The following is a 24,390-nucleotide window of genomic DNA, read 5'->3' as shown; positions in this document are numbered from 1 at the left end:
GAGGGGGGACGTGGGGACGACATCGGCACTGGTCGTCGGTGCCCTGATCGGCATCGTCGTGACCGCCCTGGCGGCACTGGCCGTGGCCCTCGTCCGTCGGCGTGCCCGCCACCGGGCACGCGAACACGCCAGACAGGACAACGCCCGGCGCATCGCCGAGGGGATCGCACACAACCAGTTGTCCACGGTGGCCCAGGTCATGCACTTCGCCCTCGACACCGCCCCCACCGGTGTCGCCGTGGTCGACACCCGGCAGGACCTTGTCCTGGCGAACCGTGCTGCCGGGGAACTCGGTGTGGTGGAGGACCGTGCACTGTCACCGCAGGTGTGGCGCCTGGCGGAGCGGGTATTCGACGACAGTGAACCCCGGGAACTCGTCTACCGTCCCGAGTCGACGGGTCCCCGGGACCGTCCACTGTTCTCGGTCCTGTGCAGGGTTCGCCAGCTCACCTCCGCGGACGACCGCTTTGTGGTGGTCTATGCCTGGGACAACTCCGAGAACGTGAGGATGGAGTCCGCCCGGCGGGACTTCGTCGCCAATGTCTCCCACGAGCTGAAGACCCCGGTCGGGGCGATTTCACTGCTTGTGGAGGCACTGGTCGAGGCAGAGGATGATCCGGCGTCCGTCTCCTATTTCGCGGAGAAGCTGCAGAAGGAGACCGTCCGGATGTCCACGATGATCAGCGAACTGATAACCCTGTCGAAGCTCCAGGGTGCGGAGTCCCTGCCGGATCCCCGTCCCGTGGAGGTGGATGACGTCATCGATGCCGCGGTGGCACGGTCGCGGGCCATCGCGGAGATGCACGGCATCGAGCTGAAGACCGACGCCCCCTCGGGGGCGCGGTTGCTCGGTGACGAGTCACTGCTTGTGTCGGCGGTGTCGAACCTCATCACCAATGCGGTGAACTACTCCCCGGAGGAGACCCCGGTCTCGGTGACCAGGGCAGTCAAAGGTGAATCCGTGGTGATCAGGGTCACCGACCACGGCATCGGGATCGCACCGCGTGACCAGGAGCGGGTCTTCGAACGGTTCTACCGGGTGGACCAGGCACGGTCGCGGAGTACCGGGGGTACGGGGCTTGGACTGTCGTTGGTCAAGCACACGGTGATCAACCACGGCGGCAATGTGTCCCTGTGGTCGCGTCCCGGTACCGGTTCCACGTTCGCACTGGAGTTCCCCGTGTACCACGGTGAGGCGGCAGATGAACCCGACGAGGTCCCGACCCCGGAGAAACTGACCTCCGCCGATCTCGTCGATGACGGGACGGTGGACTCCACCCCGGGCCCGGAACCTTCCGGAGACGCCGTGAGCAACACCGGAGACCGGCCTGCCGACCGACCCGACGACCGGCCCGACGACCCGGAGGTGACGGGCAGATGAACTCGTGGAGACGTTCGGGCAAAGTCACAGAGAATTTACCGGGAAGTTACGGAGAAGACAGGGTGAACCCCCAGCGACCTGCCGCGACGCCCCCTGAGCGACGCCTAGACTCGACGACCGTGAACAGCACGCCGCACGTACTCATCGTCGAAGACGAAGAGTCACTGTCCGAACCTCTGGCATTTCTTCTCGAGCGGGAAGGCTTCGTGGTGACGACCGCCGCTGACGGACCGACAGCTCTGGAGGTCTACACTGCGGCTGCGGGACCGGGGCACCCGTCCGGGCCGGTGGACATCGTCCTGCTTGACCTGATGCTCCCCGGCATGTCCGGCACAGAGGTGTGCAGGCAACTGCGCACAGTCTCCCCGGTGCCCGTGATCATGGTCACCGCGCGGGACAGTGAAATAGACAAGGTCGTGGGACTGGAACTCGGAGCCGACGACTACGTCACCAAGCCGTACTCCGCCAGAGAACTCATCGCCAGAATCCGCGCGGTCCTGCGGCGGGGAGGGGAAGGTGCCTCCGACGACAGCGGTTCGACCGTCCTGCGGGCGGGACGGGTCACCATGGACGTCGACCGGCACACCGTGACAGTGGCGGGTGAGGAGATCTCACTGCCGCTGAAAGAGTTCGACCTGCTCGAATACCTGCTGAGCAACGCAGGTCGGGTGCTGACCCGGGCCCAGCTCATAGACAGGGTGTGGGGATCGGACTACGTCGGGGACACGAAGACCCTCGACGTCCACGTCAAGAGGCTGCGGGGCAAGATCGAGGAGGACCCCTCCCATCCGGTGCAGCTCCTCACCGTCCGGGGCCTGGGTTACAAGTTCGCCTGACCTGCGGCGTCGCCGGCGAGATGGTTCCGTACAGGACGCGCCGGACAGTGGCGCCGCCGGCACATTCTCACCGTCCGGCGTGCGCGGCGACCGTCGCCGGATGGATGGTCAGCAGCGGCAGTCCCGACGGTGACAGCCCGGCCCCCACTGCCGTGGAGCTGATCAGCGACTGCCGGACCCGGCAGTGTTCCGCCACAACCTCATAGGCCTCCGGGCCGATGAGTTCCCGCAGCTCCTCGGCGCAGGACTCCCACAGGCCGGTCGACCCGCTGTGGCATGCGGGGTCGGAGGTGCAGTACCAGTCGAAGTCCTCACCGCCGGGGCCCCAGCCCCTCCGGGTGTACTCGGTCACTGTCGTCCTGACCATCTCCACCCCGTCCGGCCTGGTCTCCCGCTCCTCCAGTCGGCGAAGCGGCAGCTGCCAGCACACCTCAGGCTTGGCCACGGTGAGCGGCACCCCGTGGCGTAGCGCCCACCCGTGGAGCGCACAGCCGGCACCCCCGGGGAATCCGGCCCGGTTGGCGAAGACACAGGCGCCGCGGATGACCCGGGTCTTGAGGGCGGGTTCGGGCTCCCCGGTCTCCTCGTCGTCGAGTTCATCCCACACCAGCCAGGGCTCTGGGCCGGGATCGCCCGTGGAGTCGCCGTCCCTTTCAGTGTCTCCAGGGTCTGTGTCGGCGCCTCTGTCGGCGTCTCTGTCGGCGAGTGCGAGGACCTCCCGTCGCAGCTGCCAGTCCTCGTCCGTGAGCTGGCGGGCGATCTCCGTGAGCGCACCGTGGTCGTCCTCGTCGGTGAGGAATGCGCCGTGCACGCAGCAGCCGACATCCGGGTTCGCCGTGTCGATCCCGCGGCAGGTGCCGGTGCCGAACCTGCAACGGTAGGTGGAGGTCAACCACGTCAGGTCGACCTGGATGATGTGTTCCGGGTCGGCGGGGTCGATGAACTCGAGCCATTCCCGGGGATGGTCCGCCGGCATTTCGTGTCCGTCTCGGACGGAAAGGTCGGCGGGAGTGCCCTCAGGGTAGCCGGTGGCGAGCAGACGGGCCGGATCAGTCACGGATACCACTCTAGGCCGGGGTCGGTGTCACCCGGATGACAGCGGTGGTCCACCGGTCCCGCTATCCTGGAAGCTGTGCGATTAGGCGTCCTAGATGTGGGAAGTAACACGGTCCACCTCGTGGTGGTGGACATGGCCCCCGGCGGCCCTCCGACACCGATGAGCAACTGGAAGACCCCGATGCGCCTGGTCGAGTACCTCGACAAGGACGGTGCCATCACCGGAAAAGGGTCGAAGAAGCTCATCAAGGGAGTCGGTCTGGCCCGGGAGATGGCCGAACAGTTCCACTGCGATGAGCTGCTTCCGTTCGCGACGTCCGCGCTGCGGTCGGCGAGCAACTCCGAGAAGGTCCTGGACACCGTGGAGAACGAGACCGGGGTACGCCTCAACATCCTCTCCGGACCGTCCGAGGCCAGACTGACTTTCCTCGCCGTCCGTCGGTGGTACGGCTGGTCGGCCGGCCGCATCTGCGACCTCGACATCGGTGGCGGGTCCCTCGAGATGTCCGTGGGAGTCAATGAAATGCCGGATGTGGCCGAGTCCGTGAACCTCGGTGCCGGCAGGCTCACCCATGACTGGTTCGAGACAGACCCGCCGAGCCGACGGGAGATCCGGGAACTCGCGGAGTACATCGACGACACGCTGGACGCCCCAGCGAAGAAGTTGAGGGACGCCGGACCGGTGGATCTCGCGGTCGGAACCTCGAAGACTTTCCGCATGCTGGCGAGACTGACAGGTGCGGCGCCCAGTTCAGCAGGTCCCCGTGTGCGCCGCGTTCTGACCAGACCCGGCCTACGCCAGCTGACGGCGTTCATCTCACGGATGACCGCGGCGGACCGTGCCGAACTTGAAGGGGTCAGCGCCGACAGGTCGCACCAGATCGTCGCCGGCGCTCTCGTCGCCGAGGCTGCGATGCGGCACCTGGGAATCGAACAGCTTCAGATGTGTCCCTGGGCACTCCGGGAAGGAGTGATCCTGCGGCGGGCGGACGCCGGAGACGGTGTCTCCGGTTTCATGGTCGACGGGTGACCGTGTCTCCGCGGCCGCGGAGGTATCGGTCGTGAAGTACAGTGACCTGTGTGGACCTGTGTGGACCTCTGTGGCAACCGGGGCTGTGCCTGCTGCAGTGGCCGGTGTGATGTGAGTTGACTGACGACGTCTGTAGAGTGATGAACCTGTAACACGAGCCTGGACCGGGTACGCACACCGGTGCGCAGGTGACCTGAGACTGATGGGAATCAAGGATGAGTGAGAAGTTGACGGTCGCGGAGCTTCTGGCCCGCAATGCAAAGGCCGGTGGGAAGAACGCCTCCGACCGGCCCCGTCGACGTCGCAACCTCGATGAGGGGGGCATCTCCGTATCGGAGTTGACCGGGTCCATCCCCGTCGTCAGGGTCGACGGTGACGAGGCGCAGGGATCCGGGAGCTCCGGCGACGCGACCCGTATCCACGGGGGACACGAGGCGGACCCGGTGCTGCCGGTGCCGCGTTCAGGGACCGCCGCTCCCGAGGGGTCCGACGGCTCTGCCCCGGTGCAGCGCGTCGGCGAGTACGACCAGCAGCCCACCGTGGTCCAGGCTGTCGTCCCCGACTCCCTGCTGGAAAGCCCCGCACCTGCCGCACAGGTCCCGGCCGAGGCCCCGGAAGAGTCTCAGGAAGAGTCCCCGGAGGAGTCTCAGGAGCCGGTTTCTGAGGACGCTCCGGCTGACGGTACCCCGCAGGACGCCGATGCCGGGGAAGATGCCGGGGATGCGGCGGCCACGGCGGCGCAGTCGGACACGGCGGTCACCGGGGACATTCCGGACGCTCCGGTCACCACCGCGGCCGCTGAGGTGGCTGAAGTGGCAGAGACCGCCGGGCCGGAGGAGGACACCGATCCGTCGGCAGGTCAGCCTGCGGCGGATTCCACGGCCGTTCCCGTGACGGTGGCCGAGGACGAGGTAGTCGAATACGAGGACGACACGATCTCCTGGCCGGCGATGATCGGTCAGGCACTGTTCGCCGTCGTCGTCGGCGTCCTGATCTTCTTCGGGTTCACCGTGCTGTGGGACCGTCTCGGTACCGCGCTGGTGCTCGCGATGGCACTGGTGGTCACCTTCGTCTGTGTCGGAGTGGTGCATGCCCTCCTCCGGCACCGTGACACCCTGCTGCTGGTGCTGACCTTCGTCGTCGGCCTGGCGCTGACAGTGGGACCGCGGCTCATTCTCGCGCTCTGACACTGTCCGGAACGGATGCAGAAGCCGCCCCGGGTGGCTGCACGACGGCCGGGCCTGGCACTCTGGGGGGTATGACCAGAATCGCAATCATCGGCGGCGGGAACATCGGCGAGGCCCTGGCATCGGGCCTTGTCGCGGACAGGACCGGAGCCGCGGCGGACATCAGCCCGCAGGACGTGACGGTCGTCGACCACCACGAGTCCCGCCTCAACCATCTCCACGACACCTACGGGGTGGCGACCACCGACGACGCCACCGAGGCTGTCACGGAAGCGGACATCGTGGTCATCGCGGTGAAACCCTATGCGGTGTCCACGGTCCTCGAGGAAATCTCCGCGACCCTGGACTCCAATGACTCGGAGACCGTGGTGGTGTCTGTGGCGGCAGGAGTGACACTGGCGTCCATGGAGAACGCCCTGGCGGCCGGGGTGCCGGTCGTCCGTGTCATGGCGAACCCCCCGATGCTCGTCGGCAAAGGTATGAGCGCTGTCGCCGGCGGAAGGTTCGCCCGCCGGGAGCAGGTGGAGGCTGTCAGGGACCTGCTCGGGGCGGTGGGAACCGCGGTGATCGTGGCAGAGAAGGACATGGACGCCGTGACTGCGGTCTCGGGTTCCGGGCCCGCGTACATTTTCCTGGTGTCCGAGGCGTTGGTGGAGGCGGGCGTCCATCTCGGTCTGACGAGGGATGTCGCCACCCGGCTCGCGAACGCCACCGTCGAAGGTGCCGCCGCGATGCTCGTAGAGGGCGGAAGCTCGGCGGCGGAGCTGAGGGGCAACGTCACCAGTCCCGGCGGCACCACCGCCGCAGCGGTCCGGGCGCTGGAGGAGAACGGACTGCGTGCCGCCTTCTACCGGGCGACGGAGGCCTGTGCACGTCGCTCCGCGGAGCTGGGCAGGCCGGCCGTCGAGGAGGACTGAGCAGGCGGTGCCGTGTCTGACGGCGGAGCGCGCACCGGCAGGGGGGCAGGGGTGGAGGATGTCACCCCCGCGACATCGGGGTGTCACCGGCATATGCCCGGAACGGGTGTCCCACGGGTGTCATTCATCCCGTCGTATCGCACCAGTCACAGTGATAACGCTAGTATGGTCCCAACGCTCCGTGTGTTTCGCTCTGCAGGAGGGGAAGCCTGCAGCGCACGGAGCCGTCGTGAGGATGGAACAGTATGGCTAGTAACGGCAACGGCACATTCCTGACGGTCGCGGAGGTCGCAGACCTGATGCGGGTGTCGAAGATGACCGTCTACCGGCTCGTTCACGCCGGTGAACTGCCGGCGGTGCGGGTGGGTCGGTCTTTCCGCGTGCATGAACAGGCGGTCGAGGACTACCTCGGCTCGTCGATCTACAATGCGGACCAGGTCGGCTGAATTCTCGACGGTACCCTGCTGATCCTCGTGCGCTCCCGCGCCACCGGACCCCTTCCCCACAACGGCTGTGACGCCCGTGGAAGAAGGGGTCTTTTGTTTCGCGGCACGTGGGGACGATAGACTGGAAGCCATTCGTGTCGGTTCGGTCTCGGATTGGTCCTTGCCGCTACCGGCCGGCTGTGGCTGTCCCCCCTGTGGGAACGTCCGTGAACAGGTGGCCGGGTACCGACCACAAGTTGTCCGTTACCGAAGCATTGACGAGGAGGACCTATGGGTTCTGTCATCAAGAAGCGCCGCAAGCGCATGTCGAAGAAGAAGCACCGCAAGATGCTTCGCCGTACCCGCGTTCAGCGCCGGAAACTCGGCAAGTAGGGGAGAGCGCCGCTGCGGCGGTGCCTTCTCCGACCAGTACAGAGGCGTGGCCCCGGTGTGCACCGGGGCCACGCCTCTGTATGTCAGCAGGATCTGTGCGTGCAGTCGGACACCGTTGACACCGGAAACACCGTCGTCGACGGGAACGGACTAGTCTCGGCAGTGTGAATGAAGCCGATGTCACCGTCACCCTCCTCGTGCGGAGCACCTGCGGATCCTGCGCCAGAGTGCGTGGGCAGATCACTCCGCTCTGCGGACAGCTCGGTGTCCTGCTCGAGGTCGTGGACGTGGACTCCGAGGCGGCACTGGCCGTCGAGTTCGGGGACCGGGTCCCGGTCGTCCTCGTCGACGACGAGGAGGTCGCCTGCTGGGAGATCGACGATGAAGAACTGGTGGAGGCGGTGACCCGTGCCCGGAGTGCATCCGGAACCGTGCCCGGTACAGTCACCGGCAGCTGACCGGGGTACCGGCGGGTGTGCGGCCGGCAGGTCATATCGCCCACCCCTGCGCTTTGGACGTGGGGGCTTCCAACAGATACCGTATATACCCGTTGACAACCTGTCCCCGTCGTCGGCCCCGCCGACGACGGTGACGCACTCGAGCCGCGCATCGCGAACACAGGAGGCGGAACGCCCATGGCCGGACTGGGTATGACCGGGCCCGCAGCGGTCCTCCTTGTCGGGCTCTCCTTCCGATCTGCACCCGTGCCGGTGCTGGAGAAGGCGTCCGCCGCCGCCACGGACCTGGCCGCGCTGGAGCATGACCTGCTCGACGGTGACTGTGTCACCGAGGCACTCGTACTCTCCACCTGCAACCGCATGGAGTTCTACGTGGCCACCACCGCCTTCCACCCCGCACTGGACCATGTGGTCGAGACCGTCGCCGACCATGCCGGTATCCCCGCCACCGACCTGGAGCCCTACCTCTACGTGAGGTACGCCGACAAGGCTGCCGAGCACATGCTCACCGTGGCCTCCGGTCTGGACTCGATGGTCGTGGGGGAGCAGCAGGTCATCGGCCAGCTGCGGAACGCGTACCACACTGCGGACGACAACGGCACCGTGGGCAGTGCCCTGCACGAGCTCACCCAGCGGGCCCTGCGTACCGGCAAGAGGGTGCACACCGAGACCGAGGTGGATGTCGCCGGGTCATCGATGGTGAGTTTCGCCCTCGGCCACGCGGTGGAGGAACTCGGCGTCCCCGACATGACGGGACGCCGTGCCCTGGTCGTGGGGGCAGGGGCGATGGCGTCCCTGGCGTCCACCTGGCTCGGCAGGGCCGGCGTGTCACACGTCACGGTGGCGAACCGGACGCTCAGCCGCGCCGAAAATCTGGCCGACCACGCCCGGCAGGCCGGCGTGTCCGCCTCCGCTGTACCGCTGTCCGGGATCCCCGGCGTTCTGCAGGACGTGGATCTCGTGGTCTCGGCCACCGGTGCCGTCGGCACCGTCATCACGGGGGAGGATGTCCGGGCCGCGCAGACCGTGCGACCGCACGACATGGTGCTCGTCGACCTGTCGATGCCCCGCGACATCGACGATTCCGTGGTCAGCGAGGAAGGATCCGGTGCGGACAGGGCAGACGTGAACATCCGTCTGCTGAACATCGAGGAATTGACCACCCTCGCCGGGGAAGGTACCCGGGACGAGGACGCCGCACGTCAGGTCGTCCGCGAGGAACTGGACGAATACCTCGAACAGGTCCGGGTACAGTCTGTCGTCCCCACGGTCAAGGCACTGCGTCAGCGGGCGTCCGACGTCATCGACGACGAACTCGGCCAGCTGATGCGCCGGACCCCCGGAATGACCGACCAGGAACGCGCCGAGGTCACCCGGACCGTCCGCCGCGTGGTGGACAAGATCCTCCACACCCCGACCGTGCAGGTCAAGAAGCTCAGCAGCGCCGGCGGGAGTGTGAACTACGCTGAAGCACTCGCCGTGCTGTTCAATCTCCCCGCCGGTTCCTCGGCACCGGTCTCACGGTCGGTGGAACCCGGTGACGCAGGCCTCGCCCGCATCGGTAACATGATCACCGGAGAGGCCTCATGACCGCCGGCAACCTGACCGGGCCCCGTCCCGGCCGTTCCGCCGGGCGCACCTTCCTCGTCGGTACCCGGGCGTCGACCCTCGCCTCCACGCAGGCGGGAACAGTGCGGGACGCCCTGATCGACCGGGGAACACCCGCCGAACTCCACTTCGTTCACACCCCGGGAGACGCCTCCCAGAAAGCACAGACACCTGTCGCCCGCATCGGCGTCGGTGTGTTCACCGAAACCCTGCGCAACGCGCTGGCGGCGGGAGAGTGCGACGTCGCAGTCCACTCGTTCAAGGACCTGCCCACCGCTCCTGACCCCCGCTTCATCGCCGTCGTCCCGCCCCGGGTCGACCCGCGGGAGGTTCTCGTCAGCAACGGTGACCTGACGCTGCGGGAACTGCCCCGGGGAGCCAGGGTAGGCACCGGGGCACCCCGGAGGGTGTCACAGATCCGTGCACTGCGCCCGGACGTGGAATGCGTGGGACTGCGCGGAAACATCGACACCCGGATGAGCCGGGTCGGCGACGGTCCGGAGGATCTCGCTGCCGTCGTTCTCGCCCGCGCCGGACTGGAGCGGGTCGGGCGTCTGGACCGCGCGGCCGAGACCGTCTCCGTCACCGACATCATGCCGGCGCCCGCACAGGGCGCACTGTGCGTGGAGGTACGGGCAGACGACGCCGCCGCAGTTGAGGCGGTCCGCCACCTCGACGGCCCGGTGTCCCACGCCAGGGCCGTCGCCGAGAGAGCGGTGCTGGCCACCCTCGAGGCGGGGTGCACCGCCCCGGTGGGTGCCTTCTCCACCCTGGAGGACGGCGTCCTGACCCTGCAGGCCGGAGTGTTCGCCCTGGACGGGTCCACCAGCCTGGTCCGTACGATCTCCGGCCCGGTGGACGCCACCGGCGCAGGCCCCGGAGATGCTCACGGTGGCGGTGAGGACGACGGCACAGACGCCGGGGAGGGCGTGGTTCACCCTGACCCGCAGCATGCCGCGGCAGAACTGGGCAGGACACTCGGCACCCGACTACTTGAGGCGGGGGCAGCCTCAGTGATCGCCACAGCCGGGCCGTTGTGACCCTGTCTCCTATACACATCTCCGAGCCCACGAGACGGACTCCCATCTCGTATGCCGTCTTCTGCTTGTCAAAAAAACACCACTTACCTCCTCCACCGCCCCTTGCCTGTTGCCCGCATCCACTTCGCTCTCCTGNCCTCCCCGCAACCCCCATCTTCCCTTTCCCACCGGCCGGAACAGCCGTCCGGTCCGGGAGCTCCAACGAGAAAGACCCCGATGACCTCTGCCGGTAATGCCCACGGAAACGGACGAGTGCTCTTCGTCGGCGCCGGTCCGGGCAACCCTGAACTCCTGACCGTGCGGGCCCGCGAAATCCTCGAGCACACGGTGCATGCGTGGGTCGATCCAGCTGTACCCGAGTCCGTCCGCACCCTCATCGCCGCCGCCGAACCCGTGTCCGCCGAGAAGCGTGAACGGGCGGAGAAACAGTGGCGTGCAGAAGCCGAGGCGGCGAAGGAGTCCGGCAGCCGTCGGCGTCCTCCCCGCCCCACGGCACTCACCGCCGCGGAGATCGTGCTCACCGCCCCCGGATCCGGCGTGGTGACCGGGCCTGATACCGGCGCCGGCACCGGCACAGGGTCGGCCACCGGACCCGCACCGGAGCAGGCCGCCGTGTCCTCCGCCGCCGGAGAACCGACGACCGCCACGCTTCCGGACGTCCCCGCCTCACGCAGCGGCTGCAACGGTCCGGACCTCACCGTCCCGGATGTCGGTGCGCACGCCCTGGCGGCGGACATGGTCGCCAGGGTGCGCAACGGGGAGAATGTGGTGCGGCTCGTCGCAGGTAACCCCGTCGACAACCCGGCCGTCCTCCGCGAACTGAGGGAGGTGGCCGCGCTGGGCGCCGAGTTCGAGGTCATCCCGGGAATGACCGGAGCCTCCGCCCTGCCCGCGTACAACGGCATCCCCACCGGTGACGGCTACACCGCCGTAGATCTCCGCGGCGGTCTCACGGGAGTGGACTGGGCAGCCGTCGCCGCCGCACCGAAACCGCTGATCGTCACTGTTGTCCCCACCGACCTGGCCCCCGTTGCCCGGGAGCTGAAAGGGCACGGGGTACCCGGAACCACCCCGGCGACCGTCACGGTGCATGCCACCACCCGGCGCCAGAAATCCTGGGACGTCACCCTCGACACCCTCAAGTCCGTCGTCGCCGCCTCCGGACCGCTGGCCAAGGAGGGGGAGATGCCTGAGGAACTCGTCGTCACCCTCGGGACCGCTGCATCCGGCAGATCGAAGTACTCGTGGTGGGAGAACCGGGCCCTGTACGGGTGGAATGTCCTGGTGCCTCGCGCGAAGGCGCAGGCCGGGCCGATGAGCACCCGGCTGGCCTCCCACGGTGCGATCCCCATCGAGGTCCCGACGATCTCCATGGAACCGCCCCGCAGTCCGGCCCAGATGGAGCGGGCGGTCAAGGGACTGATCGACGGACGTTACCAGTGGATCGTCTTCACCTCCGTCAACGCGGTGAAGGCCGTGTGGGAGAAGCTCCGCGAGTTCGGCCTGGACGCCAGGGCCCTGGCAGGGGTGTCTGTCGCCGCGGTCGGTGAGAAGACCGCCCAGGCGGTCCGCGACCTCGGGATCACCCCCGAACTGCTGCCCAGGGCCAACGCCCGCAACGCCGCCGGGCTCGTCGACGTCTTCCCTCCCTACGATGCCGACCTCGACCCCGTGGACCGGGTCCTGCTTCCCCGCGCGGACATCGCCACGGACACCCTCGTCGACGGTCTCATCGACCTCGGCTGGTCCGTCGAGGACGTGGTGGCATACCGCACGGTGCGTGCCGCCCCGCCAAGTCAGGAGATCCGCGACATGATCAAGTCCGGTGGTTTCGACGCGGTGTGCTTCACCTCCTCGTCGACGGTGAAGAACCTCGTCGGTATCGCCGGCAAGCCGCACACCAGGACGATCATCGCCTGCATCGGACCGGTGGCCGCGAGGACCGCCGAGGAGCACGGACTGCGGGTCGACGTGATGCCTGAGGTCGCCGGAGTACCGGAACTGGTCGATGCCCTGGCCGAGCACGTCGCGGCCCTGCGCGCGGCCGATCAGCTGCCGCCCCCGCGTAAGCGGCGTCGTCGCCGGCGCACGCCGCACAACGGTCAGTGACCCGAGTCCCGACCCGGGCCCCGGGCGTACCATCGGCACCATGACTGAGTTCTCGACCACGTCCGTTGCCGGTTCCGGCTCCGGAGACGTTCCCGGAGAAGTTTTCGGGGCACTGCCCGGCACTACCCCGACCGACACCTACGGCGTACCTGCACCGGTGCGCCGCCCCCGCCGCCTGCGTTCCAGCCGGGTGATGCGCGATTTCGTCGCTGAGACGCACCTCGACCCGGCCCAGTTCGTCCTCCCGGTGTTCATCGCCGAGGGTATCGACTCCCCCCGGGAGATAAGTTCCATGCCCGGCGTGTACCAGCACACCGAGGCGTCCCTTCTCAGGGCGGCGGAGGAGGCGGTGGCCGCGGGCGTCGGGGCTCTGGACGTCTTCGGCGTCCCCGCCCCCGGGCACAAGGACGCCACGGGGTCGCAGGCCTGGGCGTCCGACGGGATCCTCAACAGGGGTGTGGCGGCTCTGCGCCGGGAGTTCGGCGACGACCTCCTCGTCATCGCGGACACCTGTCTCGACGAGTTCACCGACCACGGTCACTGCGGTGTCCTGGCCACCGACAGCCACGGCAACACGGTGGTGGACAATGACGCCACGCTTCCGCTCTACGCGGCCATGGCGGTGAGCCAGGCCCGCGCCGGCGCGCACGTCGTCAGCCCGTCCGGGATGATGGACGGTCAGATCCGGGTGATCCGCGCCGCCCTCGACGCCGAAGGATTCAGCGACGTCAGCATCCTCGCCTACTCCGCGAAGTACGCCGGAGCTTTCTACGGTCCCTTCCGCGAGGCCGTCCAGTCGACGCTGCAGGGCGACAGGAAGACCTACCAGCAGGATCCGCGCAATGCCCGTGAAGCGCTCATGGAGGTCGACCTCGACATCAGTGAGGGCGCGGACATGGTGATGGTGAAGCCTGCCATGCCGTACCTCGATGTACTGCGTCAGGTTGCCGACCACTCGACGGTCCCTGTCGCGGCGTACCAGGTCTCCGGCGAGTACGCGATGATCACCGCGGCGGCCGACAACGGGTGGATCGCCCGTGAACCGGCGATCCTCGATTCACTCACGGGGATCCGTCGGGCCGGTGCGGACATCATCCTGACCTACTGGGCCACAGAGGCCGCCCGACTGCTCAAGGGGTAGGACCGTCCCCGGGGACCGTCCGCCGTGCAGACACCGGTGGCGACGCGGGACGTCCGTGCTACGGCTAGGCTGGAGACCGACATGAACGCACCCCACAGTTCCCCGCGACGAACCGACCCCCCGCCGCCGGCCGGTCCCCCCGGGTTCCCCGGTTACCCGGCGGGCCGGCCCGGTCCTGGCGGGATGCCCGAACCGCCGAAGATCGGACGTCCCGACGGCCTTGCCCCGTCAGTGAAGGACGCCCCGGAGCAGGTGCGTGACGGCGTGAAGATCTGGTACGCCGTCTCAGGGCTGCAGCTTCTCACCGGAATCCTGCAGCTGGTACTGAACCTCACCGACCGGCGTGCACTGAACCGCCAGGTCACCCTGCAGACCCGGGACATGGAACTTCCCGCGGGAGTCACCGTCGGCGAACTGGTGACCGGCTACGCGGTCGCCCAGTTCCTGCTGACCCTGCTGTCCGTCGTGGTCTGCGTGTGGCTGATCTCGCGTGCCGGGCGCGGCGGCTACCGGTCCCGGCTCTTCCTCAGCCTGGGTTCGGTCTACCTGGCGATGACCGCACTCATGCAGACTTTCGCCGGAGCACCGGAGACAGGGTCGGTGGTACTCATCGTGCTGATCGGGGCGGGGACCATTGTCTCGGGAGTTCTCGCGCCCGTCGGCTGGTGGCTGATGTCCCGGCCCGAGAACCGTGACTGGTTCGGTCTGCCGGGGGAGAAAGAGCTGGCCGAGTTCACCGCTGCACTCGACCGAAGGTCGGCTGACCTGAGGAAACAGCGCCAGGAAGAGCGGAAGAACAGTCGGCGGGACCGTCGCGACGACGGTGACGGCACCTCCGGCGGTTCCGGAAGGAAGGGGCGCTGACAGTGTCCACCACACAGCCCGCCTCGCAGGCGGCAGGGCCGTGGCGGAAGGCTCCGCGTCTGGTCCGCACCGGATTCGTCCTCGTCGTCCTCGGCGCCGTCGGTCTGCTGCTCAGCGGGATACTGATGTGGACCGCCGAGCCTCCCACGGACCCGGGTCCGGAACAGCGGCGGGTCATCGACGCCGTGGTGACCGCCCTGCGGTGGACGGGAGGCATCGAGATCCTGGCAGCGGTGGTTCTCAGTGTCGCGAGCCCGGGACTGCTCCTGGGGGATCCGCGACGACGGACGGTCACCGCGGTGGCCGCCGGCGTCGCGGCACTCACCGCGCTCGGAATCTGGGCGTTGGGCATAGGTGGACCGGTGCAGCCGTTGCTGGCGTTCATTCTCGCCGGAGCTGTGCTCGCGGTGTACCGACCGGCCGTGCGTTTCCACTTCCGCCCGGGGAGGGGGACGTGGTGACCGGCGGCAACGAGCACCGGGAGGTCCACGGCGGACACCGGGGTACCGGTCAGGTCTCCGCGGCCTCCCGGGCGATCGAGGAGGCTCGTGACGCGGCCCGGGCGGCTGGCCTGCTCGACCGTCACAGCGGCTCCGGTGCAGAGGACCGGGCGGACGACGCCCAGGAATCCGCCGGCCCCCTGACGTCGTTCACCTGGCATCTGTCCGGACTGGAGTCCGCGGTGGAGGCAGGACAGGTGGAGGCGGCGCTCTGTGCCGTGCCCGGGGTACAGGCCCGGGTGGTGTACTCCACGTCGATGGCCTGGGTCACCGCCCCCGACGATCTTTCCCCCGACGTGCTGCGTGACCTCATGGCGGGTATGGGGGTGGACGCCTGGCTGACCACGGCGTCCCTGCGCCGTCGTGCGGAGCGGCTGAACATCAGTGAACGTCGGCGCCGGATGCGGCGCGCCCGGCGTTCCCGTCAGCGCCCCCGGAGTTTTCAGGAGAGGGAGCGCCACGCCACCACCTACGCCGACATCCGGCGTGAGAAGCGCCTGCGCAGACGCGGGTACGGTGCCGGTACCGGAGGCTCTCAGTCTTCTGCGGCGACGGAGGTCCTGTACACGGCCCGGGACCTCATCACCATCCCCCGGCTCATTGTGGCTGTTGTGCTGGGGCTGCCGGTCGTGGTGCTGCAGCATATGCCGGGCTGGCAGTTCGACCGCTGGCAGTGGCTCTGCCTGGCACTGTCGCTTCCCGTGGTCACCTGGTGCGCCTGGCCCTTCCACCGCGCCATGCTCGCCGGCCTGCGCCGGGGCATGTCCGCCCTGGACACGGCGTCATCGGTGGCGATCCTGGTGTCCTTCATCTACTCGCTGGTGACGATGCTGGTCAGCGACGTAGGGGACGCGGGATGGCGGAACAGTCCCGGCTGGACGGCGGGTTACCACGACTCGGGTAACGGGTCCGTCTTCCTCGACGTCGCCTGCGGTGTGACGATCCTGCTCCTGCTCGGACGACTGGCCTCCCGGCGGACACGTCTCAGGTCCTCACTGGCCCTGGGGACTCTCAGACTGCCCGGTTCGGACACCGTCACCGTGGTCCGCAACGACCGCCGTGGCAAGCCGGTCAAGTCGGCCATCACCGTCGGCGAGATCCGGGTGGGCGACGACATTCTCGTCCCCCCGGGTGGAATAGTCCCCTCAGACGGAGAGGTGGTCGGAGGCCGGGCGATGGTGGACGCCGGGCCGTTCGGAGGGCGCGACCGCCGGATCGAGGTCACGGTGAACTCACCCGTGTACGCCGGTGCACGTAACTGCGGTGACACCCTGAAGATCCGGGTGGAACGTACCGGGTCGCGGACCCGCCTCGCCGCAGTCAACAGGTGGATCGCCGCGGCCGAGCGTGACGAGAACCGCCTCGACCAGCTCGCCACCAGGTCGGCGTCACTGCTCGTCCCCTGGGCGGTTGTCGTCGCCGTGGGCGCCGCCGCCGTCTGGCTCCTCGTCACCGACTCCCCGGCCTCGGCCGTCGCCGCAGCACTTGCGGTGCTGATCTCTGTGGCCCCGCTGGCTCTCGCGGTGTCCACGACGCTGGCCCTGCGCCTCGGCCTGGCGCGTGCGGCGGCGGGGGGAACCCTGCTGCGCAACGCGAACACCATCCACCAGCTCGCGGACGTCGACACGGTCATCTTCAACCGCAACGGAACTCTCACACACGGGCCTATGACCGTGACCGGTATCACCGCGGCGAAGGGGGAGAACCCTGAGCTGGTGCTCCGTGTTGCCGGGGCACTGTCGCTGGAATCGAACCACGCGGTGTCGCGGGCGATCGTCCGGGCTGACAGGGAGGCACGCGACGCGGGCACCGGGGGAGACTCGGTACCACACTGGCTGGAGACCGGACCGGTCGTCGTCGACGAGTTCGGGTCGTTCACCTCCACTGTCGAGATTCCGGTCAAGGACCCGAAGACCGGCGAGACCGCCACACGTCACCTTCCGGTCGCACTGTGGCGTCCCCGGGACCTGTCGGAACTCTCCGACCCTGCTCTCGCCAACGCCGCGGTGAGCGGCGGAACTCCGCTGGTGGTCAGCTGGAAGGACCGGGCACGGGGCGTGATCAACGTGTCCGACCAGGTCAAGGGGGACGCCGCAGCCGCGGTGGAGACTCTCGAGGAGATGGACATCGAGACCACCATGATCGCGCGTGACACCTACCCGGTGGCCCGGCGCATGGCGGACATGATCGGTATCTCCACTGTGCTCGCCGGTATCGCCCCGGGGAGGAAGGCGGCGACCGTCCGCAGCGTCCATGCCCAGGGGGCGAAGGTGGCGATGGTGGGTGACCAGGACGTCCTCGACTGTCTCCGGGTCGCCGACGTGGGCATGCTCATGGGGTCGGCGGACCGCATCGACAACGCGGAGAGTGACGTCGTCATCATCAGGGAGGACATTTCCGCGATCCCGGAGGTCATCAACCTTGTCCGGCATGTCCGGGCGACCGTCGACTGGAACCTCTGGCTGTCCTGGGGCTACAACATCGCAGCCCTGCTGCTCAGCGTCACCGGGCTGCTCAACCCCCTCGTCGCCACGGTGCCGATGCTGCTGTCTTCGCTGTTGATCGAGTGGCGTTCCGCCCGTATCACCCACCGTGACTACACCACACGGACGACTGTCAACGCGGACTGGCGTCCCCGGTGGGTCAGGTTCCGGTCGTGGGCAGGTGAGAATCTCCTGCCCTGGCAGACGGAGTAGCCTGCTGCAGCGGACAGACCCAGAGGACAGACACAGCGGACAGACCCAGCGGAACCAGGAGCTGCAGCCCCGGGCGTCCCCGGAATACCGCGGGGTGCCCTGCGGGGGCGGAACCCGACCGGCCGGCGTTATGCTGGTCGACGTGATGAGTGAACACACCGAGAAGAATCTGGCGGCCAGCACCGAAGCGATGCAGGAGGCGCGTCGGGTCATCCCCGGGGGTGTCAACTCCCCGGTCCGTGCTTTCGGCTCGGTCGGGGGCACCGCCCCGTTCATTGCCTCGGCGTCGGGGTCCCGGCTCACCGACATCGACGGCAACGACTACGTCGACCTGGTGTGTTCCTGGGGGCCGATGATCCACGGTCATGCCCACCCGGTCGTGGTTGACGCGGTGCAGGAGGCCGTGTCGAAGGGTGTCTCCTACGGGGCGCCCACCCTCGGGGAGATCGCCCTCGCCGAGGAGATCATCGGCAGGACCAGCGTGGAGAAGATCAGGATGGTCAACTCCGGTACCGAGGCGACCATGTCCGCCGTCCGTCTGGCCCGCGGCTACACCGGTCGTGACCGGATCCTGAAGTTCATCGGGTGCTACCACGGACATGTCGATTCGCTTCTCGTTTCGGCCGGTTCCGGGGTGGCGACCCTGGGGCTGCCGGATTCGCCGGGTATCACCGCCGCGGCCGCCGCCGAGACCGTCGCCGTGCCCTACAACGACCTCGACGCCGTGCGTGCCGCCTTCGCGGAGCATCCCGGCGAGTTCGCCGCGGTGATCACCGAGGCGTCCGCCGGGAACATGGGGTCGGTCCGTCCGGACCCGGGATTCAACGCAGCTCTGAGGGATATCGCGCACTCTGACGGGGCACTTCTGATCGTCGACGAGGTCATGACCGGTTTCCGTACCTCGCGTCAGGGATGGTTCGGGGTTGACGGGGTGGCAGGCGACCTCACGACCTTCGGCAAGGTCGTCTCCGGCGGGATGCCCGCCGCTGCTTTCGGTGGACGGGCGGAGATCATGGACATGCTCGCTCCGGTCGGGCCGGTGTACCAGGCGGGTACCCTGTCAGGGAACCCGGTGGCGATGGCTTCGGGGCTGGCGTCACTGCAGCTCGCCGACGAGGGTGTCTACCGGACCCTGAACGCGAACGCGGACAGGCTGTCGTCGTTGATTTCCGCGGCACTGTCGGCGGAAGGGGTGGTCCACCACATCCAGCGGGCGGAGTCGATGCTGTCTGTCCGTTTCGCCGAAGGTCAGGGGAGGAACTTCGACGACATGCAGGCCGCGGACACCTTCCGTTACGCACCGTTCTTCCACGCGCTGCTGGACGCCGGGGTGTACGCTCCGCCGAGCGTCTTCGAGACCTGGTTCGTCTCCACCGCACTCACCGACGACGACTTCGCCCGGATTGAGACTGCACTGGGCCCTGCTGCGAAGGCTGCCGCCGCAGCCCGCAGACCGTAGACGCGTCCGGGACGGTGGCCGTCCTGTGTAGGGTAGGGCAACATGACTGAACCGATCTTCAACAGGAGACCAGCCCGCCCTGCCGCGGACCACGCCCCCGCGACCGCCGGGACTGGTGCCAGCCTGTGGTCGCACCTGCGACGCGCAACCGGAGTACTCACCGCGACCGTCCTCGCCGCAGGACTGGTGGCCTGCGGAACTGACGGGGACGGGGACGCCACCTCCGCCGCAGGAGCCGACTTCGAACCTGTCACCGTCACCCACGCCCTCGGAACAGCGGAGATCACCGAGAAACCTGAACGCGTCGTCACCCTCGGGCAGGGTTCGGCAGAGACAGCGGTCGCTCTCGGAGTCATCCCGGTGGGCACCGAGGAATACGAGTGGGGCGCCGACGACTCCGGCCAGCTCCCGTGGATCAGGGAGGAGCTGGAGAAAAAGCAGGTACCCGAGGACGAATGGCCCCGACTGATCGACGCCGGTGACTCCGGAGTTTCACCGGAGGAGGTCGCCGCCCTGGACCCGGACGTCATCCTCGCCCCCTGGTCCGGAATCACCGAAGAACAGTACGCCGCCCTCAGCGCCCTCGCCCCCACGGTGGCGTACCCGGAGAAGCCCTGGACGATCGACTGGAAGGACCAGATCACGACGGTTGCCACAGCCCTGGGGGAGAAGGAGAAGGCAGCCGGGCTCATCGACGGGATCGAGGGCCGGTTCGCCGAGGTCCGTTCAGCTCACCCGGAGTTCGCCCAACACGACTTCGCCTTCATCTACAACCAGGGCCCCGCCGGGGAGCTCGGGGTCTTCCTCCCCTCGGAGCAGCGGGCCGCGATGGTGGAGAACCTCGGCCTGCGGGTCGCCCCGGTGGTCGAGCAGATGAAGTCCCGGGAGAAAGAGGGCACCGATTCCGCCACATTCTCCCTGGAGAACGCTGACATCCTCGATGACGTGGACGTGATCTTCACCTTCTACTCGGATCCTGCGAACCGGGCAGAGATGGAGGATGTGCCCACCTACGGTGCCGTGCCGGCGATCCGGAAGGGCGCCGTGGTAGCCCCGACGGACAACTCTTTTGTCACGGCGTCCTCGATCATCAACCCGCTGACCGTGCCGTGGTCGATCGACCGCTACGTCCCCATGATCCGGGACGCCCTGTCCGCCGCCGCGTGATCCCGGGCACGGCATGACCGTGCGCTTATGCCGTCAGCACCATGACAGGTACGCTGAAAACCCATGAGCACGATCGTCCACCTCGTCCGCCACGGCGAGGTCCACAATCCGGACCGGATCCTCTACGGCCGCCTCCCCGGCTGGCACCTCAGCGTGAGGGGCCGGCAGATGGCGGCGGCGGTCGCCGCCGACCTCGCCGACCACGACATCACCTATGTCGCGGCCTCACCTCTGCAACGCGCCCAGGAGACCGTGGAGCCGGTGATCGGGGCACTCAACGCCGGCAGGACGACCGCCCCCCTGGAACTGGTCACCGACGAGGACCTCATCGAGGCGGGGAACCGGCTGGAAGGGCTCCACATCAAAGGTCCGCGCTCGGCACTGTGGAATCCCCGCCTCTGGCCCCTGCTGAAGGATCCGTCGGTGCCGAGCTGGGGTGAGCCCTACAGCCGGATCCTCGACCGTATGTGGTCGGCTGTCGACCGTGCCAGGCGCGCCGCCGAAGGGCACGAGGCGGTCTGCGTCTCCCACCAGCTTCCCGTGGTCTGTGTCCAGAGGGATGTCCGGGGGCTGCCGTTGCAGCACAGCCCGGCGTCACGACGATGCGAACTCGCTTCGGTGACCTCCCTGGTCTTCGACGGGGACGAACTCACCGACATGGTCTACTCCGAACCCGCGCAGGAGATCTGAGATGCGCATCCTGAGGACCGTCACGGCGGCAACTGTCGCAGCCGGTGTGCTCTGCGGAGCCGTGGCCTGCGGTGAGGACAGCACCGCGGGGACGGACGCCGTCGCCGTCGGCGGAACCTTCCAGTTCGTCTCGCCGGGCGGTCAGACCGTGATCACCTATGACGAGGCGGACCGTGAGCCTGTCGGTGACCTGAGCGGGGATTCCCTCATGGACCCGGGGAAGACGATCAGCCTCGACGACTTCAAGGACGAGGTCGTGGTCCTGAACGCCTGGGGCCAGTGGTGCGGCCCCTGCCGCAGTGAATCGGACGACCTGCAGACCGTCCAGGAGAAGCTGGAGAAGGACGGCCGGGGAACGATCCTCGGCATCAATGTCCGGGATTCGGTGCGGGAGAAGGCCCAGGACTTCCACGAGGACAACGGGTTGACCTACCCGTCCATCTACGACCCGCCGTTCAAGTCCGCCCTCGCGCTCGGCGGACTCCCCGCGTCCGTCATCCCCACCACGATCGTCCTGGACCGGCAGCACCGTCCGGCCAAGGTGTTCCTCCGGGAGATCACCGCGGACGACCTCTGGTCGGCTGTGGAACCTCTGCTCGGCTGATGACGGTGGAACGGACGGACGACGATGAGTGACCTCGGGACAGCTTTCGCCGATGCCGTGACCTCCGGCCCCCTGCTGCTGGGCATGCTCGCCGCGCTCGCGGCGGGACTGGTCTCCTTCGCCTCTCCGTGCGTGATCCCGCTGGTGCCCGGGTATGTCTCCTACCTCGCCGGCGTCGTCGGTGCGGAGGCGGAGTACACCGCTGAGGGCACCGTGGTGACCAAGCGGAGGGGACGCGCCGGCGGTGCGGCACTGCTCTTCGTCGCGGGCTTCACCGTCGTCTTCTGCCTGGCCACGGCGACGGTCTTCGGGGCCATCCGGGCCATCCAGCTCAACCAGGAGCTGCTGATGAGGGTCGGCGGGGTGGTGACGATTCTCATGGGGGTGATCTTCATGGGCTTCATCCGACCGCTGCAGACCGACACCCGCATGGCGCCGCGCCGCTGGTCGACCCTGGCAGGCGCACCGCTGCTCGGCGCGGTCTTCGCCCTCGGGTGGACGCCGTGCCTGGGGCCGACCCTGGCCGCGATCATCTCCGTGTCCGCCGGTACCCAGGGCATGACCGCAGCGAGGGGTGTCGTGCTCATCGTCGCCTACTGTCTCGGCCTCGGCGTCCCCTTCATCCTTGTCGCCCTGGGGTCCGCGAAGGCTCTCCGTGGCGTGGGATGGCTGCGGCGTCATTCCCGGACGATCCAGATCGTCGGCGGCGCACTTCTCGTACTCGTCGGAATTCTGCTGGTCACCGGGCAATGGGCACTGTTCGTCGACTGGATCCGCCAGTGGCTGATATCCGACACGACCCTGCCGGTGTGACTCCCGGCCGACGCCCGAGGGGCGTTCACAGTTTCAGAATCTAGACTTCCGCACTGTCCCCGCCGGTGACTCCGGCAGTCCACGAAAGGTCCCCATGCTCCGCAGTATCCTCCGATGGCCGAAGAAGGCGTGGCAGTGGCTGACGAAGATGCGGACGGCACTGGTGCTGCTGTTCCTCCTGGCGCTCGGCGCGATCCCCGGGGCGCTGCTCCCGCAACGTTCCCTCAACGCCGGTAACGTCGAGGAGTATCTCGCCGCCAACGGCCGGATCGCCCGGATCTACGACAGGCTCGGCCTGTTCGACGTCTTCGGCTCAACCTGGTTCGCGGCGATCTACGTCCTCCTGTTCATCTCCCTGATCGGCTGCATCCTGCCACGGTCGATCGACCACTGGAAGGCCCTGCGTAAGCGTCCTCCGGCGGCGCCGAGGCGCCTCGACAGGATGCCCAACTACGTCTCCGGGACGGTCGACGTACCGGCCGACCAGGCCCGGTCCGAGATCGCCGCCCGTTTCAGCAGGTGGCAGGGTGGTGCGACCGAGCCTGAGGAGGACAGGGCGGGGAAGTGGTCCTATTCCGCGGAGAAGGGCTACCTCCGGGAGGCCTCCAACCTGGTCTTCCACCTGTCCCTGGTCGGCATCCTGGTTTCCGTGCTGGTCGGACGGATGGTCTACTACGAGGGTCAGGTCATCGTGATCGCGGGGACGGACAACTCCCAGTTCTGCAACACCGCCGTGGCGAACTTCGACTCCCTGCGCAACGGTCCGACCTTCGACGGCACCACGTTGACGCCCTTCTGTGTCAACGTCAAGAACTTCAATGCCGAGTATCTTCCCTCCGGCCAGGCGACGGACTTCTCCTCCGACATCGACTACGCCTCCGGGCAGGACGCCATGAAACCGACCGAGGAGTGGGACCACACCACGCTGCGGGTCAACCATCCGCTGACCATCGACGGTGACCGCGTGTACCTGCAGGGTCACGGCTACGCCCCCACATTCACGGTGACCTGGCCCAACGGGGAGAAAAGGACGGAGACGATCCAGTTCCGCCCGGACGATCTCACCTACTTCCTCTCCTCCGGAGCGGTGAAGATGGATCCGCCCGCGGGAATGTACCCGGACCTGCTGGACCGACGTCAGCACCAGCTGGCCATCCAGGGACTCTTCGCGCCGACCGCGCAGTTCTCCGGGGAGAATGACGCCCTGCTGTCCTCCAGTTTCCCGGCCATGGAGAACCCTGCGGTCGCCATCGACATCTACCGTGGTGACACCGGGCTGGACTCCGGAACCGGCCAGGACATCTTCAGTCTCTCCCAGACCCAGCTGCACAACGGTTCCCTGCAGAAGCTTGACAGGGTGAACCTCATGCAGGGGGAGTCCGTGACCCTCGACGACGGCACACAGATCTCCTTCGACGGTGCCAAGGAGTTCGTCAACCTCCAGGTCAGTCGTGACCGGAGTGAAGTCTGGGTGCTCTTCTTCGCACTGCTCATGCTCGCAGGGCTGGTCGGGTCACTGACGATCAAGCGTCGCCGGTTCTGGGTGCGGGTCACCGACAACGGCGACGGTACCTCGACCCTGGAGATCGCCGGCCTGGCGCGGACCGACTCTGCCGGCTGGGGTCGTGAGTTCAACCGTGTCTCCGAGGAACTCCTGCATCTGGACGAGGAGGAACTCGACGAGGAGTTCGACCAGACGGACGCAGGCTGGGAGGACTGGGAGGACGAGCTCGACAGGGAGCTGGCCAGGGAACGTCGGGACGGTGAGATCAGCGACCACCGCGACGGAAAGAGCGGTGACGGGGACACCGGCTCCCGCTGACCACCGGCTGAGCGCGGGGGCTCCCACCCTGTGACCGGCTCTGTGTCCCGCCCTGGGCTTGCCCCGGGCCGGCCCCGTGTCCTGTCCGGCCCCTCCGTCTTGGTTGTCCGGTGCAGTCGGCGGTAGCGTGGAGCACTGACACAGCCTCAGGCCGCCTTACTGCGGCTACGGGCACGGACCCCAACGGAGGAACC

General features: G+C 67.9%; 22 protein-coding genes. 21 read left to right on the top strand and 1 reads right to left on the bottom strand.

The window, feature by feature from the left end:
• Nucleotides 1–10 precede the first annotated feature (10 nt).
• Entirely contained in the window at nucleotides 11–1,381 is a 1,371-nt protein-coding gene (locus E0E18_RS06455; protein ID WP_130839809.1) for a sensor histidine kinase, read from the top strand.
• 119 nt (nucleotides 1,382–1,500) lie between these two features.
• Nucleotides 1,501–2,217 carry a response regulator transcription factor gene (locus E0E18_RS06450; protein WP_066584521.1) on the top strand — a complete coding sequence of 239 codons (717 nt, stop codon included), beginning with the start codon at nucleotides 1,501–1,503 and terminating at the stop codon, nucleotides 2,215–2,217.
• A gap of 67 nt (nucleotides 2,218–2,284) precedes the next feature.
• Here E0E18_RS06450 and E0E18_RS06445 read toward each other — a convergent pair whose 3' ends face one another.
• Nucleotides 2,285–3,274 carry a DUF3109 family protein gene (locus E0E18_RS06445; protein WP_110481001.1) on the bottom strand — a complete coding sequence of 330 codons (990 nt, stop codon included), beginning with the start codon at nucleotides 3,272–3,274 and terminating at the stop codon, nucleotides 2,285–2,287.
• Nucleotides 3,275–3,349: 75 nt separating this feature from the next.
• Here E0E18_RS06445 and E0E18_RS06440 point away from each other — a divergent pair, with 75 nt between their 5' ends.
• From E0E18_RS06440 to resB, 19 genes are all read left to right on the top strand, one after another.
• Entirely contained in the window at nucleotides 3,350–4,303 is a 954-nt protein-coding gene (locus E0E18_RS06440; RefSeq protein ID WP_066584515.1) for a Ppx/GppA family phosphatase, read from the top strand.
• A gap of 215 nt (nucleotides 4,304–4,518) precedes the next feature.
• A complete protein-coding gene (locus E0E18_RS06435; protein ID WP_110481003.1) occupies nucleotides 4,519–5,490 on the top strand; it encodes a hypothetical protein in 972 nt (323 codons plus the stop codon).
• A 71-nt stretch (nucleotides 5,491–5,561) separates the two neighbouring features.
• Complete coding sequence (proC, locus tag E0E18_RS06430) at nucleotides 5,562–6,407, top strand: pyrroline-5-carboxylate reductase (protein ID WP_130839807.1); 846 nt, start codon at nucleotides 5,562–5,564, stop codon at nucleotides 6,405–6,407.
• Nucleotides 6,408–6,652: 245 nt separating this feature from the next.
• Nucleotides 6,653–6,853: a helix-turn-helix domain-containing protein gene (locus tag E0E18_RS06425; RefSeq protein ID WP_066584510.1), complete on the top strand. Its 201-nt coding sequence runs from the start codon at nucleotides 6,653–6,655 to the stop codon at nucleotides 6,851–6,853.
• Nucleotides 6,854–7,123: 270 nt separating this feature from the next.
• The gene (locus E0E18_RS06420) at nucleotides 7,124–7,225 is read left to right on the top strand and encodes a 30S ribosomal protein bS22 (protein ID WP_003855542.1); all 102 of its coding nucleotides are present in this window, start codon (nucleotides 7,124–7,126) and stop codon (nucleotides 7,223–7,225) included.
• Between the two features lie 164 nt (nucleotides 7,226–7,389).
• Nucleotides 7,390–7,683, top strand: coding sequence for a glutaredoxin family protein (locus E0E18_RS06415; RefSeq protein ID WP_130839805.1), 294 nt, complete (start codon nucleotides 7,390–7,392; stop codon nucleotides 7,681–7,683).
• A gap of 177 nt (nucleotides 7,684–7,860) precedes the next feature.
• Entirely contained in the window at nucleotides 7,861–9,273 is a 1,413-nt protein-coding gene (locus E0E18_RS06410) for a glutamyl-tRNA reductase (RefSeq protein ID WP_066584507.1), read from the top strand.
• Nucleotides 9,270–10,331: a hydroxymethylbilane synthase gene (gene hemC, locus E0E18_RS06405; protein ID WP_130839803.1), complete on the top strand. Its 1,062-nt coding sequence runs from the start codon at nucleotides 9,270–9,272 to the stop codon at nucleotides 10,329–10,331. Before E0E18_RS06410 ends, hemC begins: the two co-directional genes overlap by 4 nt.
• Before the next feature lie 216 nt (nucleotides 10,332–10,547).
• A complete protein-coding gene (locus E0E18_RS06400) occupies nucleotides 10,548–12,440 on the top strand; it encodes a uroporphyrinogen-III synthase (protein WP_130839801.1) in 1,893 nt (630 codons plus the stop codon).
• Nucleotides 12,441–12,480: 40 nt separating this feature from the next.
• Nucleotides 12,481–13,581: a porphobilinogen synthase gene (hemB, locus tag E0E18_RS06395; protein ID WP_110481007.1), complete on the top strand. Its 1,101-nt coding sequence runs from the start codon at nucleotides 12,481–12,483 to the stop codon at nucleotides 13,579–13,581.
• Nucleotides 13,582–13,764: 183 nt separating this feature from the next.
• The gene (locus tag E0E18_RS06390; protein ID WP_237559657.1) at nucleotides 13,765–14,445 is read left to right on the top strand and encodes a hypothetical protein; all 681 of its coding nucleotides are present in this window, start codon (nucleotides 13,765–13,767) and stop codon (nucleotides 14,443–14,445) included.
• 2 nt (nucleotides 14,446–14,447) lie between these two features.
• Complete coding sequence (locus tag E0E18_RS06385) at nucleotides 14,448–14,906, top strand: hypothetical protein (RefSeq protein ID WP_110481008.1); 459 nt, start codon at nucleotides 14,448–14,450, stop codon at nucleotides 14,904–14,906.
• Nucleotides 14,903–17,641: a heavy metal translocating P-type ATPase gene (locus E0E18_RS06380; protein WP_237559656.1), complete on the top strand. Its 2,739-nt coding sequence runs from the start codon at nucleotides 14,903–14,905 to the stop codon at nucleotides 17,639–17,641. Before E0E18_RS06385 ends, E0E18_RS06380 begins: the two co-directional genes overlap by 4 nt.
• A gap of 142 nt (nucleotides 17,642–17,783) precedes the next feature.
• Nucleotides 17,784–19,100 carry a glutamate-1-semialdehyde 2,1-aminomutase gene (hemL, locus tag E0E18_RS06375; protein WP_419866043.1) on the top strand — a complete coding sequence of 439 codons (1,317 nt, stop codon included), beginning with the start codon at nucleotides 17,784–17,786 and terminating at the stop codon, nucleotides 19,098–19,100.
• 42 nt (nucleotides 19,101–19,142) lie between these two features.
• Complete coding sequence (locus E0E18_RS06370) at nucleotides 19,143–20,267, top strand: iron-siderophore ABC transporter substrate-binding protein (RefSeq protein WP_110481009.1); 1,125 nt, start codon at nucleotides 19,143–19,145, stop codon at nucleotides 20,265–20,267.
• 63 nt (nucleotides 20,268–20,330) lie between these two features.
• Nucleotides 20,331–20,957 carry a histidine phosphatase family protein gene (locus E0E18_RS06365; RefSeq protein WP_066584479.1) on the top strand — a complete coding sequence of 209 codons (627 nt, stop codon included), beginning with the start codon at nucleotides 20,331–20,333 and terminating at the stop codon, nucleotides 20,955–20,957.
• A 1-nt stretch (nucleotide 20,958) separates the two neighbouring features.
• The gene (locus tag E0E18_RS06360; RefSeq protein ID WP_078057092.1) at nucleotides 20,959–21,561 is read left to right on the top strand and encodes a TlpA family protein disulfide reductase; all 603 of its coding nucleotides are present in this window, start codon (nucleotides 20,959–20,961) and stop codon (nucleotides 21,559–21,561) included.
• A gap of 24 nt (nucleotides 21,562–21,585) precedes the next feature.
• A complete protein-coding gene (locus tag E0E18_RS06355; RefSeq protein WP_110481010.1) occupies nucleotides 21,586–22,374 on the top strand; it encodes a cytochrome c biogenesis CcdA family protein in 789 nt (262 codons plus the stop codon).
• A gap of 94 nt (nucleotides 22,375–22,468) precedes the next feature.
• Complete coding sequence (gene resB, locus E0E18_RS06350) at nucleotides 22,469–24,196, top strand: cytochrome c biogenesis protein ResB (RefSeq protein ID WP_130839799.1); 1,728 nt, start codon at nucleotides 22,469–22,471, stop codon at nucleotides 24,194–24,196.
• Nucleotides 24,197–24,390 lie beyond the last annotated feature (194 nt).

Source organism: Corynebacterium neomassiliense (genome assembly GCF_900626215.1).
GTDB lineage: Bacteria > Actinomycetota > Actinomycetes > Mycobacteriales > Mycobacteriaceae > Corynebacterium > Corynebacterium neomassiliense.
This window is presented reverse-complemented; position numbering and strand designations above follow the sequence as displayed.